Below are 14,232 nucleotides of genomic sequence, written 5' to 3' on the forward strand. Positions count from 1 at the left end.
TGTTTGCCTGAAGCCGCAATTACCGGGACATCACTCGCCCTGGCGCGCCGTCAGCGGCTGTTCGGCCCAGATGGTCTTTCTGTTGCGGCCGTAGCGCGTGCCCCACCGTTCGGACAGCTGGGCCACCAGGAACAGGCCGCGTCCGCCCTCGTCGGTGCTGCTGGCCTGGCGCAGATGGGGAGAGGTGCTGCTGGTGTCGGAGACCTCGCAGATGAGATGGCCGTCGCGGATCAGTCGCAGTTGCAGCGGGCCGCCGGCATACCGGTAGGCGTTCGTGACGAGTTCGCTCACGATCAGTTCGGTGGTGAAGGCCAACTCCTCCAGCCCCCACTCGGTCAGCCGGTCGCTCACCAGCGTCCGGGCTCGGCCGGCCGCGGTGGGCTCGGACGACAGCTTCCAGGTGGCCACGTTCTCCGCCGCCAGCACCCGGGTCCGCCCCAGCAGCAGGGTGACGTCATCGGTGGGCCGTTCGGGCAGCATCAGGTCCTCCACCGCCTTGCAGGTGTGCTCCAGCGAATGGAAGGGACCGGCCAGCGCGGAGCGCAGCAGGGCCAGGCCCTGGTCGATGTCGCGTTGGCCGGCCAGGAGCAGCCCGTCGCTGTACAGGGCGATCAGGCTGCCCTCGTCCAGTTCCACCTCGGCCGCCTCGAACGGCAGGCCACCCACGCCGAGCGGTGGTCCGGCCGCGAGGTCGATCGGGCGGACCCGGCCGTCCGGACCCAGCACGGTCGGCGGCGGGTGCCCCGCGCGTGCCATGACGCAGTGCCGGGAGACGGGATCGTAGATCGAGTACAGGCAGGTCGCGCCCACGATCGGAGGGGTGGTCCCGTCGGCCCCCCGCTGTTCGGTGGCCAGGTGGTCGACCAGGTCGTCGAGCCGGGCGAGGACCTCGTCCGGGGCCAGGTCGAGGTGGGCCAGGGTGTGCACGGCGGCGCGCAGCCGGCCCATGGTCGCCGAGGCGTGCATGCCGTGCCCCACGACGTCGCCGACGACCAGCGCGACGCGCAGTCCCGACAGGGGGATGACGTCGAACCAGTCGCCGCCGACACCGGCGGAGGCATGCGCGGGCAGATAGCGGTGCGCTGTCTCGACGGCCGGGTGCTCGGGCACCTCACCGGGCAGCAGGCTGCGCTGGAGGGCCTCGGCGGCGTTGTGCTGCTGGGTGTAGCGACGGGCGTTGTCGATGCAGACCGCGGCCCTGGCGGCGAACTCCTCCGCCAGGGTGAGGTCGTCCTCCTCGAACGGCTCAGGGCGCTGCGCGCGCCACAGACACACCAGGCCGAGGACCACACCGCGCGCGGCCAGCGGCACCACCATCAGCGAGTGGACACCCATCGCGAGCGCCCTCGCGGCCCGTTCCGGCTCGGCGGCGACCCATTCGCGTCTGCCCTCCAGGAAGGGCTCCAGCACGGGACGCCGTTCGGCCAGACAGCGAGACGGTGCCGTGTCCTCGGGGAAGGAGAACAGATGGCCGGCGGGATACATCACCCGCAGGGCGTCGGGCAGGATGCTGCGCGCCGCCATCCTGCGCAGCGGGCCCATGGCGTCGGGAGCCGGCTCCTCGCCCCGGGGCACGGGTTCCAGCAGATCCACCGAGAGGGCGTCGGCGAGCGCCGGAACCGCCGCCTCCGCCAGCTCACGCGCCGTCCTGGCCACATCCAGGGTGCTGCCGATCCTGGCGCCCGCCTCGTTGAGCAGGGCGAGCCGCCGGCGGGCCCGGTGCCGGTCGGTGACGTCCTCGACGATCTCGGTGGCGCCCAGCACCTTGCCGGAGGGGTCCTCCATCCGGAAGGCGGACACGGAGACGATCAGTTCCTTCTGGGGGTCACGCAGCAACCGGCAGCGCTGCTCGGCGAAGATCAGGGGCCGGCCCGTCGCCAGAACCCCCCGGAGCCGATCCTCGATCAGCTTGGTGTCGGGCCCGAGCAGGAAGTCGGCGGTGCGAAGCCCGCGGTACGCCTCCGTCGGCAGCCCGCCGAACCGTGCGATCGCCCGGTTCACCCGCAGGATGCGCAGGTCCGGACCGAGCACCGCGACGCCCACGGGGGACCGGCGGAAGAAGCCGTCCAGCACGGCCCGGTCGATGTCCCACTGGACGATGTCCTCGGCGAGCGAGCCGACCAGGAGCCACTCGTCGGTGGAGTCCAGCCGCCGCACCTTCCGGGCCCTGAACCCCACGAACACGCGGTGGCCCGCACGGTCCCGGACCGGCAGCAGCCCGAACCAGCCGCGCTGTCGCAGACACGCGGCGCTCGCCTCGGCGATCACGGCCTCGTCCCCGTCGGCGATCAGGACCTCGCGCGCCGCACGGCCCAGCACCTCGTCGGCCTGGTACCCGAGAAGCGCGGTGGCCTGTTCGCTCCACCCGACGACACGTCCGCGACCGTCCAGGACGGCCGACGCGGATCGGTGGACCGAGAACGGATCGTCCGGGCTCTCACTGAGCCACGTCGGGGATGTGTTGTGCATCGCCCACCCATCTCGCGCCGTTCACGGGGCCAGTGGTGCCGAGCCCCGGCGCTCCTGCCTTTCCGCGTGACTGGCTTTGCAGTGGCTGATTCCCAGTATCGGCCGTGCGGGCGTCTCGCGCCTGGTCGTTGCGCCTGCGGTCGGGCGAGCCCAGGTCCGCGACGGCTCCCGGTCCAACCCCCCCCGGGCTCACCGGGGCAGAGCCCGGGCGAGGAGCACCGCCACGTCGTCGTCCGCCACCTCGGGCATGACGTGGGCCAGGAGGTCGTCGCAGACCTGTCGCAGGGGGCGCCCGGGCTGCCGTAGCGCCTGTGCCAGCCGGCGCATGCCCTCGTCGAGGTCGGTGCCCCGGGTCTCGATCAGACCGTCGGTGTAGATCACCAGGAGGCTTCGGGGCGGGAGGACCGTCCGCTGGACCTCACAGCCCTGCCCGCCCACGCCCAGGGGCGGGCCCGCGGGGCCGTCCAGGAAGTCGACCCCTCCCCGCTCGTCGACGACGACGGGCGGCGGGTGGCCCGCCCTGGCGATCAGGCAGTGGCCGGTGACCGGATCGTGAACGGCGTACAGGCAAGTGGCCATCTCGTTCTCGCCCAGGTCCGCCACGGCGGTGTCCAGGGCGCGCAGCACCTCGTCGGGCGCGGTGTCCCGGCGGGCCAGGGTCCGTACGGCGGTGCGCAGTTGCCCCATGACCGCCGCGGCGTGGATGCCGTGTCCCATCACGTCCCCGATCACCAGTGCGGTCCGGCCGCCCGACAGGGCGATGGCGTCGAACCAGTCGCCCCCGACCTCGTGATCGCCGGCCGGCAGATAGCGCCCGGTGAGTTCCAGCCCGTTGACGTCGGGCAGGGACGGGTTCATGAGGCTGCGCTGGAGGGTGAGCGCCGCGTCGCGCTCCCGGCTGTACATGCGCGCGTTGTCGATGTTCAGCGCCGCGCGGGCGACCAGCTCGTCGATCAGCAGGGTGTCCTGGTCGTCGAACGGCTCCCGATCCCGGGTCCGGGTGACCGCGACCGCGCCGAGCACGGTGCCCCGGGCCACCAGCGGGATCAGGCGCGCCGAGCCCACGCGGTCGCGCAGGTACTCACGCAGCTGTTCGGCGCCCGGGGTGGGGACCAGCGGGCCGATGTCGCTCAGGTAGAGGTTCATGGGCCGTCCCTCGCTGATGAGCCGCTCGTACATCGAGCCGGGCGGGACCTGAAGGGTCATGCCGACCGCGAGGTAGTCGGCGGGCGCGGCAGGGTCCGTGAACGTGGCCGCGACGCGCCGGACCACGCCGTGCGCCGAGGCGGCGGTCTCGTCGGGGGCCACCGCCTCCTCCAGCAGCTGGACGTCGGCGGAGTCCGCGAGCCGGGGCACCAGGACGCGGACCACCTCCCGCGCGGTCTGCGTCAGATCCAGGGTGGAGCCCATCTGCGTACCTGCCTCCGCCAGCAGCGCGAGGCGCTGCCGTGCCCGTTCCGCCTCCAGGTGGGCCCGCTGCCCCTCCGTGACGTCGATGAGCGAGGCGATCACCCCCACCCGCCGGCCGGCACCGCCGAGCAGGGGCGCGTAGGAGCAGGACCACGTCCGCTGCCGTTCCGGGGGCGAGCCGGCGGTGTGGCGGAAGTCCACCACCGCCTGACCGCGGTCGAGGACCTCCCGCATCACCGACTCCAGCGCACCGGCACCGGGGGCGACCTCCGTCACGCGCCTGCCGACGTGCTGGGCGACCGGGACGCCGTCCATCCGGGCCAGCGCCTCGTTGACCCGGAGAAAGCGCAGGTCCGGACCGAGCATGGCCAGCCCGATGGGGGACTGGGTGAAGAGTCCCTCCAGCGCGGCAAGCGCATCCCGCATCCGCTCCACGGCGGATGTCTCCGCGGCGATGGCCAGCACACCCGGACGCCCCCGGACATCCGCGATCGGACAGTGCCACATCTCCATGTCGACCAGGGACCCGTCGCGATGCCGCACCGGAAGCCGCGCCACCACCGCCGCGCCCTTGCGCACCGTCCGGCCCAGACGGTCGGCCAGCTCCAGGTTCTCCTCGGGCACGAGGACGCGCCTGGCTTCCTGCCCCACCATCTGCTCAGGCGTGTGACCCAGCAGGTCCTGCGCGGCGAGCGACCACTGCACCAGGCGCCCGTCGGCGTCCACCACCCACAGGGCCAGCGGGAGCAGGTCCTGGAACACCCCGGCATGCCCCGCCGCCGACACGGGCCGGCCCGGCGTCTCGCCGATCGCGTCGTGCGCCGGTGCACCGCGGTGACTCGCGCTGGTCATAGGGGCACCTCGCTCACACGACCCTTGACCACATAAGGCCCAAGGACAGCCTAGGCCCGTCCGGGCGGGCGGGCGCGGGTCGGTGATCGATCATCGATAAGTGGCCCGGCTCACATAGCGTGGGAGGAACGCCCCCGACACCATGGGTGCTCAGAGCCTGAGTCTTATCTCCGGCCGGGCGCGCGACGCCTGGCACGCACTCCCCCAAGTTCTTTGAGCAGGGGGCCCAGCCGCGTTGCCGAAACGCCCACGTGGCTCCGCCACGAGGGCGCTCCGGCGCCTTGCGACCGCACGCACCGGACGGCGCGCGCTGATCCGGCCGGAAATATGACCCAGGCTCTCAGTCACCGGCAGGCTGAAGGGATCCAGGATGTTCCGCAAGGTGCTGGTCGCCAACCGCGGCGAGATCGCGATTCGGGCGTTCCGCGCAGGCTACGAGCTGGGCGCGCGCACCGTCGCCGTCTTCCCGCACGAGGACCGCAACTCCCTGCACCGGCTCAAGGCCGACGAGGCCTACGAGATCGGCCAGCCCGGGCATCCGGTCCGGGCGTATCTCTCGGTGGAGGAGATCGTTCGCGCGGCGCGCCGCGCGGGAGCGGACGCCGTCTACCCGGGTTACGGGTTCCTGTCCGAGAACCCCGATCTGGCCCGGGCGTGCGAGGAGGCGGGCATCACGTTCGTCGGACCGAGCGCGCAGATCCTGGAGCTGACCGGGAACAAGGCGCGCGCGGTGGCGGCGGCCCGCGCGGCCGGGGTGCCGGTGCTGGGTTCCTCGGCGCCGTCCACCAACGTGGACGCACTCGTGAGCGCAGCCGAGGACATCGGCTTCCCCGTCTTCGTCAAGGCGGTCGCGGGCGGCGGCGGGCGCGGCATGCGGCGCGTCGAGGATCCCGCCCAGCTGCGGGAGGCCATCGAGGCGGCATCCCGTGAGGCGGCCTCCGCGTTCGGTGATGCCACGGTCTTCCTGGAGAAGGCCGTGGTGGAACCCCGCCACATCGAGGTGCAGATCCTCGCCGACGGGCAGGGCAACGTCATCCACCTGTTCGAGCGGGACTGTTCGGTGCAGCGCCGCCACCAGAAGGTGATCGAGCTGGCGCCCGCGCCGAACCTCGACCCCGACCTGCGCGACCGCATCTGCGCCGACGCGGTGCGGTTCGCCCGGCAGATCGGCTACCGCAACGCCGGCACCGTGGAGTTCCTGCTCGACCGCGACGGCAACCACGTCTTCATCGAGATGAACCCGCGTATCCAGGTCGAGCACACGGTGACCGAAGAGGTCACCGACGTGGACCTGGTGCAGGCACAGCTGCGCATCGCGGCCGGCGAGACGCTGGCCGACCTCGGCCTCGCCCAGGAGACCGTCACGCTGCGCGGTGCCGCGCTGCAGTGCCGTATCACCACCGAGGACCCCGCCAACGGCTTCCGGCCCGACACCGGCCGCATCAGCGCCTACCGTTCGCCGGGCGGCTCGGGCATCCGCCTCGACGGCGGAACCACCCATGCCGGTACGGAGATCAGCGCCCACTTCGACTCCATGCTGGTCAAACTCACCTGCCGAGGACGGGACTTCAGCGCCGCGGTGGGCCGCGCCCGGCGTGCCGTGGCCGAGTTCCGCATCCGCGGCGTCGCCACCAACATCCCCTTCCTGCAGGCCGTCCTCGACGACTCCGACTTCCAGGCCGGCCGGGTCACCACGTCGTTCATCGAGCGGCGCCCGCACCTGCTCACCGCCCGCCACTCCGCCGACCGCGGCACCAAGCTGCTCACCTACCTCGCCGACGTCACCGTCAACAAGCCGCACGGCGAACGGCCCGACCTGCTCGACCCGTTGACCAAGCTGCCCGCGCTGCCCGCCGGTGAGCCCCCGGCCGGGTCCAAGCAGCGACTCGTCGAACTCGGCCCCGAGGGCTTCGCGAACTGGCTGCGCGCCTCCCCGACCATCGGCGTCACCGACACCACGTTCCGCGACGCCCACCAGTCCCTGCTCGCCACCCGCGTGCGCACCAAGGACATGCTCGCCATCGCCCCGGTGGTGGCGCGCACCCTTCCCCAGCTGCTGTCCCTGGAGTGCTGGGGCGGCGCGACGTACGACGTCGCCCTGCGCTTCCTCGCCGAGGACCCGTGGGAGCGCCTGGCGGCCCTGCGGGAGGCGGCACCGAACATCTGCCTGCAGATGCTGCTGCGCGGCCGCAACACCGTGGGCTACACGCCGTACCCCACCGAGGTGACGGACGCCTTCGTGCAGGAGGCGGCGGCCACCGGCATCGACATCTTCCGCATCTTCGACGCCCTCAACGACGTCGACCAGATGCGGCCCGCCATCGAGGCCGTACGGGAGACCGGAACGGCCGTCGCCGAGGTGGCCCTGTGCTACACCTCCGACCTGTCCGACCCCTCCGAGCAGCTCTACACCCTGGACTACTACCTGCGGCTCGCCGAGCGGATCGTGAACGCGGGCGCCCACGTCCTGGCCGTCAAGGACATGGCCGGCCTGCTGCGGGCACCGGCCGCGGCGAAGCTGGTGTCGGCGCTGCGCCGGGAGTTCGACCTGCCGGTCCACATCCACACCCACGACACCGCGGGCGGCCAGCTCGCCACCTACCTCGCCGCGATCCAGGCGGGCGCGGACGCGGTGGACGGGGCGGTGGCCTCCATGGCCGGTACCACCTCGCAGCCGTCGCTGTCGGCGATCGTGGCCGCGACCGACCACTCCGAGCGGCCGACGGGCCTGGACCTCCAGGCCGTCGGTGACCTGGAGCCGTACTGGGAGAGCGTCCGCAAGGTCTACGCCCCCTTCGAGGCGGGCCTCGCCTCGCCGACCGGGCGCGTCTACCACCACGAGATCCCCGGCGGGCAGCTCTCCAACCTGCGCACCCAGGCGGTCGCACTCGGCCTCGGCGACCGGTTCGAGGAGATCGAGGCGATGTACGCCGCCGCCGACCGGATGCTCGGCCGCCTGGTGAAGGTCACGCCCTCCTCGAAGGTGGTCGGTGACCTGGCGCTGCACCTGGTGGGCGCCGGAGTGTCCCCGGAGGACTTCGAGTCGACCCCGGACCGCTTCGACATCCCCGACTCCGTCATCGGCTTCCTGCGCGGCGAGCTGGGCACCCCGCCCGGCGGCTGGCCCGAGCCGTTCCGCAGCAAGGCGCTGCGGGGCCGCGCCGAGGCCAAGCCGGTGCGGGACCTGAGCGCCGACGACCGTGAGGGGCTGGCGAAGGATCGGCGGGCGACCCTCAACCGGCTGCTGTTCCCGGGACCGACACGGGAGTTCGAGGCGCACCGTGACACCTACGGCGACACCAGCGTGCTGGACAGCAAGGACTTCTTCTACGGGCTGCGCCCGGCCAAGGAGTACGCCGTCGACCTCGAGCGCGGGGTGCGGTTGCTGATCGAGCTGCAGGCCGTGGGCGACGCGGACGAGCGAGGCATGCGCACCGTGATGTCCACCCTGAACGGCCAGTTGCGGCCGATCCAGGTCCGCGACCGGGCGGCGGCCTCCGACGTCCCGGTGACGGAGAAGGCGGACCGGGCCAATCCCGGCCATGTCGCGGCGCCGTTCGCCGGCGTGGTGACCCTCACGGTCGCCGAGGGGGACGAGGTGGAGGCCGGCGCCACGGTCGCCACCATCGAGGCGATGAAGATGGAGGCGTCGATCACCGCGGCGAAGTCCGGCAGGGTGGCGCGTCTGGCCATCACCCGCGTCCAGCAGGTCGAGGGCGGCGATCTCCTGGTCGAACTCGCCTGAGCCGACTGCCGTACAGCCCCGCGCAGGGGGAGGTGGATGCGCGGGGCTTCGGCCCGGCCTGGCCGGCCCGCGGGTCGGACGTCAGGCGCAGACCACCCGGGTCTCCGGCGTGAAGACCGGACCGCCACTGGTGTTCGTCGCGTCACCGAACTCGGCGTAGTAGTACGAGTAGAAGCCGATGTCGCCGTTGCAGCCCGAACCGGCGGCGACCTGCAGGGTCAGCGTCACGGTGCGGCTCTGTCCGGGCGTGATGGTGGCTCCGTGGTTCGGACCCAGGTTGCCGGGGCCGGTGCCGGAACAGGGTGTGTTGCCGGCGGCGGTGATGAGGGCGCAGCCCGGGAAACCGTACTTCAGGTCGGGGCGCTGGGTGGTGAGCCAGGTGGGCTCGATCGTCTGGTGGACGAACAGGACGTCGTACGTCTTGTTGTCGGTCATCGTCATCGAGAGCTTCACCGTGCCGCCGGGAGTCGTGGTGGCGGCGTCGGTGGTGAACGTCAGGTCGGCCGGTGCCGCTGCCGGTGCCGCGCTCGCGCTGGGGGCGAGCCCGCACACGGTGAGCACAAGGCCGAGGACGGCGGTGAGACCCATGCGGCTCGTACGTGGTGATCGCATGGCCCGGGAGGCTAGGCAGGCCGCGCGCACGCCGTCTGCCCCTCGGGGGATGGCGCGATGCCCGTCTCCCGCACGGTGCAGTGCCCCGACATCGGCGTGATACCGGAGGCCCCGGCAGCCCTGGCATGTCACGTGGTCCGGACGTTCTCGGGCATTCGTCGATTTCCGGCCTCGACGGACACTGACCGTATGACCCGGACCCTCGCGGACCCGCACTCCGTCCCCACCGAACTCCGCCCCTACCTCCAGGAGGTCGTTCACCGCACACACGCCCTGTGCGGATCTCACCTGGTGAGCGTCATCGCGGTCGGCTCGGTCGCGCTCGGCGACTACCGGCACGGGCGCAGCGACACCGACGTGACCGTGGTCGTGGACGCCTCCCTCCCCGGGCGGGCGCTGTCCGACCTGGCGACCGCGCTCGCGCACCCGGCGCTGCCCTGCCCGGCGGCGGGGCTGGAGCTGGTGGTCTACGACGCGGACTTCACCGCCCGGCCGTCCGGTGCGGCCGGGTACCTGCTGGACCTCAACACCGGGCCCGCACTGCCCGACCGGGTCAGCTTCGACCCGACGCGATCCCCGGCCTTCTGGTACGTCATCGACCGCTCCGTCGCTCATCAGGCCGGACGAGTGCTGTACGGCCGCCCCGCGCGGGCGGTGATCGCCGAACCCGCCCGCCCCGACCTGCTCACGGCGATTCGCGCCTCGATCAGTGAGCACAGCGAGGGCGAGGGACATCTCGCGGACAACCGGGTCCTCAACGGCTGCCGCTCGGTGCACTTCTGCCGAACGGGCCGCTGGCCGGCCAAGCGCCGGGCGGCGGAGGCGGTCGCCGCGTCCGAGGAACGCTTCCGACCGCTCGTCCGCGCAGCCCTGCGCAGCTACGAACGCCCACGCGCCGCAGCGACCGCACTGCCCACCACCGACGTACAGGCCTTCCTGGCCTGGGTGGCCGCATGCGTCGACGAGACCGTGGCCGCGGACCGGCGGGAGTAGGGCACCGGACTCGCCGCATCGCTCCTTCGAGTGGCGCCCCCGCCGTCCACGACGGGTCGCCGGAGACCTCCGCCTCGCGCCGGCAGACCGTCGAGCCGGCCCCGCAGGAAGGAACGGGACCGGCTCGGGCGCGTCCGGATCAGCCGAAGAGATTGAAGGAGTTGAGTCCGGTGGCTCCCTTCACCGCGGTCGCGAAGGTGCCGTTTCCGTTGCCCTTATGGAGCCACAGCGTGCCGGAGCCCGTTCGGGTGACGAGATCGGCCCTGCCGTCACCGTTCACGTCGCCGACCGCCGCCAGCGCCGTGGCCGACTTGAACACCGACCGGCTCACCAGCCTGCGGGAGCCGAAGGGGTAGGTGCCGGTCGTGCCGCTCGGGTGGATGTACAGCGCACCGGCCGAGGTGCGGCCGACCACGTCGGGACGCCCGTCACCGGTGAAGTCGCCGTGCGCGACCACCTGGGCGTACGCCTGCCAGCCCGTGCCGAGCTCGACCCGGCTGCCGAAGCCGCCCTTGCCGTTGCCCGGGTAGCGCCACAAAGTGCCGCCCGAGTCCACGGTCAGCAGGTCCGGCAGGGCGTCACCGCTGACGTCGCCGGGCACCAGGATCTGCCGGACGCCCGTCCACCCCGTGGCGATCTGGCTGTTCACCCACTGACCCGAGGACTTGTGCCGCCAGCGCACGACGCCCGACGTGGTGCGCATGACGTAGTCGAGAACGCCGTCACGGTTCAGGTCGCTCTGCAGCACCTTGTTGTAGCCGCCCCAGCCGCCGCCGGCTGAGCTCCGCGTGGTCAGCGTCGCGCCCTTGTACGCGTACGCGGTGCCACCGCTCGACTTCCGGGCGAACAGGTCGGCCCTGCCGTCACCGGAGAAATCGGTGTCGAACGTCCGCGCCTGCGTCGCACCGGCATAGGCGCCGGTCTGTGTGAACACCGGATAGGTGCCCCGCACGCCGCACCACTTCTCGCTGTCGCTGACGCCCCAGGAGAACACGCCCACGATACGGCCGTTCACGACCAGCGGGGCTCCCGCATCGCTCATACAGGGCGTGGTGGTCGTGGCGTCGTCGCCGGTGGCGGGCTCGCCCGCGCAGGTCATCAGTGACTCCACGAAGGCGTCCCGGCCGCCGAGCGCCGTCTTGAGCGCGGTGTCGCAGGTGGAGTCCGCCCGGATCGGCAGGGTCGCCGTCTTCAGCGCGTCCGACTCGCCCGACCCGCCGTCGGCCGTTCCGGTCACGCCCCAGCCGTGGACCGTGGCCCGGACCCCCGGCTGGTACAGCGCGCTGTCGCTGCCGAACGCCGTCCTGAGCGGGGTGTACGGCAGTGTTCCGTCGAGGGTGAGGACGGCGAGGTCGTGGGTGACTCCCGAAGGGCTGTAGGAGGGGTGCGTCCACTGGCGCTTGATCCCGATACGGGTCCCGCCGTCGAGGTCTCCTCGGTACGTCGTGCCGCCCACGATCACGGCACGGTCCCGGTTGGTCAGGTTGCGGCCGTGCACGCACTGGGCGGCGGTCAGCACCTTGTTCGGCGCGATCAACGCGCCGTTGCAGAACCACAGTTGGTCGGAGGGGTCCAGGTAGAAGATCTGGACCATGTACGGGGCCTGCCCGATGGTGGTCTCGGAGCCGCCCACGATCATGGGAGCGACCCGGCCCGAGGAGGAGCCGGCACCGCTCTCCGCGGCGAACCGACGTACGCTCCTGTCCACCGCCGAATCCCCCGCCGCGGCGGACGCGGGGAACGCCGTCGCGCCGCCGCTGACCAGCCCCAGCGCCAGTGCGGCCGCGGCGAGGGCACGGCGTGTACGACGCACCCCGGAGCCCTGACCGTGCTGAGTGTGTATCACCCAACCTCCATGCACAGATGAAGCACGCCCCCGAGCGTGCTTTCGACCGGAATGCCGACGATCTTCCGCCGTCGGCGCGCCAAGGCTAACCACGGCCGGACGTGGCGTTTTGTCCCCGAAGTGGTAGGCATCCGGGACTCGTTGGTCGCATGAGGCGGGGGATGCGGCAACGGCCGGAGGCGACTCCGCCCAGCTCACAGCCGGGGTCGGCGGGGCGGGAGACTACGGCCGCGGGGACGGTCGGGCCTGCCGACGGGCCCGCGCGCCCGGTCCCAAGTTCAGTAGCGAAACTACGTAACGCACGTACACGTTCGGGCCGTACGAACCCGGCAGGCACCGATGTGCACCTGTCTGCACGCCAACTCCGCTCCCTTCCCCCGTGAGTTGGCTGCGGCACCATGGATACTGTGAAACACATGCGATGACCGGTTGTCACGACGGACGGCCGACGAGGGTACGGCGGAGCTGCCAGGTGGCTGCTCGGACGGTCCCTCGGGGGTGAGGTGAGCCTCGTGGTGGTTCATGGTGCGATGGGCGCCACGGCGATTGCGGGTGCGGTCGAGGTCATACGGCTCGGTGGTCTGTGGCGGGTCACGCGACCCTGGCACCCGGGATTGCGACCGTATCTGCGCAGCTACGTCGGCTACTGGGAAGCGGTGACCTCGCCGTACGAGGCGCGGTTGGTGCCCAGTGGGTGTGCCACGTTGCTGATCAGCCTTGCGGAGCCGTTCTCCCAGGTACGACGGCTGGGCATGGCCGGCGAGGGCAGCGGGAGGATCGGCTCGCTGGTGGTGGGGCTGGAGGACCGGCCCGCGCTCTGTGTGCATCCCGGCGGCCAGGAGGCGATCCGGGTCGAGTTCACGCCGCTCGGGGCCTACCGGCTCTTCGGCATGCCGATGAGCGAGCTGACCAATCTGGCCGTCGACATCCGGGACGTTCTGGGGCCGGAGGCCGGGACGCTGGTGGATCGGCTGGCGTCGACCCGGGACTGGGCGGCCAGGTTCGACCTGCTGGACGCGGCGTTGCTCGCCCGGCTCGGACGCGGTCCGGAGCCCGCACCCGAGGTCGGCCACGCCTGGCGACTGCTCTCCGGCAGCGCGGGGGCGATGCCGATCGCGCGGATCGCCGCCGAAGTGGGCTGGAGCCAGGGGTACTTGATCCGGCGGTTCACCCAGCAGATCGGGCTGACACCCAAGGGGTCCGCCCGCGTGCTGCGCTTCCGTCACGCCGTGGCGCTGCTCGGCCGCGGGACCGCGAGCCTGACCGACATCTCGACGGCCTGCGGCTTCTACGACCAGTCACACCTCAACCGCGAGTTCCGGGCCATCGCGGGCACCACCCCCGGACGGCTGGTGGCCTCCCGCCGGGTGGAGGGGGCTGTGGCCCTCTCGGCGAGTGCAAATTCGTCCAAGACCGCCCCGGCCGCCGGACGATAGCGTCCCCGCTGTACAGCCGATGGCCGGTCGGGCGGCGCGGGGGACCGTCCGACCGTCCGCCGTGCACCTCGCCTTCGCCCTGGTGAGCGCCGCGCCGCAGGCCCATCGGAGAGGAACTGCAGCCGACCGCTTCACGCGCCGCTGCCAAGCACCCCTGCGGTGAACTTCGCCAACTGCGTGCGCAGTTCCTCGCGCGGCACTGCCTTCTCGCCTGCCAGGTACTCGACGAGATCCGCCCGGGTGGCGGCGAGCAGCCCGTGGGCGGCGAACTCGCTGTCGGCCACCGCAGGGACGCGGTCCAGCAGGTCCCGGAGCAGGGCGTGCCAGCGCTCGTAGTGCTCCGTCCGGTACGGGCTGTCCGAGCCGGTGGTCTCGAGGGCCGGCGCGAGATGGCGGTTGTCGAGCTTGAAGCACAGCACGGCGTCGAGCGGCGCCGGCACGTGCCGCAGCGGTGGCGTGGCGGGGCCCAGCGGTGCGGGGCCTTCCTCGACGGCGTGCCTCAGACGCAGGTGACCGGCCGCCCGGTGACCCGTCACCGGCTGACATACGGCGCCATGATTGACCGGCTCGACGCGGGGGTGCCGAGCGAGTTCGCCATCATGCTGGCCGACATGGACCGCGCCATCGCCGAAGGGGCCGAGGACCGCACCACGGACACCGTCCGGCGCGTGACCGGACGACCCCCCAACTCCTTCCGGGTGGTGGCCGAAGGGGAGCTGTCGCTCCGGACGGCCTCCGTGACCAGCCCGAACCGGTAGGCGAGGGAAACCGTCGGCAGGCGGAGCGCGGGTGGGCGGCGCGTGTGGCTTCTGTGGGCGGCAGGTGGGATGGGCCGCTGGTTGGCGCACCGCAGTCCGCGGAAGGCCTGT

Annotated in this window: 8 protein-coding genes and 1 pseudogene; 4 read left to right on the forward strand and 5 right to left on the reverse strand. The window is 72.2% G+C overall.

What is annotated here, in order from left to right; translation table 11 throughout:
• Positions 1-30 precede the first annotated feature (30 nt).
• Both ACIBAG_RS14125 and ACIBAG_RS14130 read right to left on the reverse strand, forming a co-directional pair.
• A complete protein-coding gene (locus ACIBAG_RS14125; RefSeq protein ID WP_399104629.1) occupies positions 31-2,469 on the reverse strand; it encodes a SpoIIE family protein phosphatase in 2,439 nt (812 codons plus the stop codon).
• Between the two features lie 189 nt (positions 2,470-2,658).
• A complete protein-coding gene (locus tag ACIBAG_RS14130; RefSeq protein WP_399104631.1) occupies positions 2,659-4,731 on the reverse strand; it encodes a SpoIIE family protein phosphatase in 2,073 nt (690 codons plus the stop codon).
• Positions 4,732-5,101: 370 nt separating this feature from the next.
• Here ACIBAG_RS14130 and ACIBAG_RS14135 point away from each other — a divergent pair, with 370 nt between their 5' ends.
• Entirely contained in the window at positions 5,102-8,476 is a 3,375-nt protein-coding gene (locus ACIBAG_RS14135; RefSeq protein WP_399104633.1) for a pyruvate carboxylase, read from the forward strand.
• A gap of 81 nt (positions 8,477-8,557) precedes the next feature.
• Here ACIBAG_RS14135 and ACIBAG_RS14140 read toward each other — a convergent pair whose 3' ends face one another.
• The gene (locus tag ACIBAG_RS14140) at positions 8,558-9,088 is read right to left on the reverse strand and encodes a hypothetical protein (protein WP_399104635.1); all 531 of its coding nucleotides are present in this window, start codon (positions 9,086-9,088) and stop codon (positions 8,558-8,560) included.
• A 189-nt stretch (positions 9,089-9,277) separates the two neighbouring features.
• Between ACIBAG_RS14140 and ACIBAG_RS14145 the strand changes: the two genes are divergently transcribed.
• The gene (locus ACIBAG_RS14145; RefSeq protein WP_399104638.1) at positions 9,278-10,081 is read left to right on the forward strand and encodes an aminoglycoside adenylyltransferase domain-containing protein; all 804 of its coding nucleotides are present in this window, start codon (positions 9,278-9,280) and stop codon (positions 10,079-10,081) included.
• A 139-nt stretch (positions 10,082-10,220) separates the two neighbouring features.
• On the opposite strand, the gene ACIBAG_RS14150 is transcribed toward ACIBAG_RS14145, so the two are convergent.
• Positions 10,221-11,927 carry a trypsin-like serine protease gene (locus ACIBAG_RS14150; RefSeq protein WP_399104640.1) on the reverse strand — a complete coding sequence of 569 codons (1,707 nt, stop codon included), beginning with the start codon at positions 11,925-11,927 and terminating at the stop codon, positions 10,221-10,223.
• Positions 11,928-12,442: 515 nt separating this feature from the next.
• Between ACIBAG_RS14150 and ACIBAG_RS14155 the strand changes: the two genes are divergently transcribed.
• Positions 12,443-13,363, forward strand: a complete 921-nt coding sequence (locus ACIBAG_RS14155) for a helix-turn-helix domain-containing protein (protein WP_399105416.1) — start codon at positions 12,443-12,445, stop codon at positions 13,361-13,363.
• Between the two features lie 131 nt (positions 13,364-13,494).
• Here the strand turns inward: ACIBAG_RS14155 and ACIBAG_RS14160 are convergent.
• Positions 13,495-13,866, reverse strand: a pseudogene (locus tag ACIBAG_RS14160) (TetR/AcrR family transcriptional regulator); the annotation flags it as partial.
• Positions 13,867-13,917: 51 nt separating this feature from the next.
• Between ACIBAG_RS14160 and ACIBAG_RS14165 the strand changes: the two are divergent.
• Complete coding sequence (locus ACIBAG_RS14165; protein WP_399104642.1) at positions 13,918-14,121, forward strand: hypothetical protein; 204 nt, start codon at positions 13,918-13,920, stop codon at positions 14,119-14,121.
• The last annotated feature ends 111 nt before the right edge of the window (positions 14,122-14,232 follow it).

The organism is Streptomyces sp. NPDC051243 (assembly GCF_044455405.1).
In the GTDB taxonomy this organism is placed as follows: domain Bacteria; phylum Actinomycetota; class Actinomycetes; order Streptomycetales; family Streptomycetaceae; genus Streptomyces.

Bases quoted from the DNA above. Each gene is read 5' to 3' on its own strand.
- ACIBAG_RS14135 (WP_399104633.1), top strand. From the start codon at position 5,102: ATGTTCCGCAAGGTGCTGGTCGCCAACCGCGGCGAGATCGCGATTCGG.
- ACIBAG_RS14165 (WP_399104642.1), top strand. From the start codon at position 13,918: ATGATTGACCGGCTCGACGCGGGGGTGCCGAGCGAGTTCGCCATCATG.
- ACIBAG_RS14125 (WP_399104629.1), bottom strand. From the start codon at position 2,469: ATGCACAACACATCCCCGACGTGGCTCAGTGAGAGCCCGGACGATCCG.
- ACIBAG_RS14130 (WP_399104631.1), bottom strand. From the start codon at position 4,731: ATGACCAGCGCGAGTCACCGCGGTGCACCGGCGCACGACGCGATCGGC.
- ACIBAG_RS14145 (WP_399104638.1), top strand. From the start codon at position 9,278: ATGACCCGGACCCTCGCGGACCCGCACTCCGTCCCCACCGAACTCCGC.
- ACIBAG_RS14140 (WP_399104635.1), bottom strand. From the start codon at position 9,088: ATGCGATCACCACGTACGAGCCGCATGGGTCTCACCGCCGTCCTCGGC.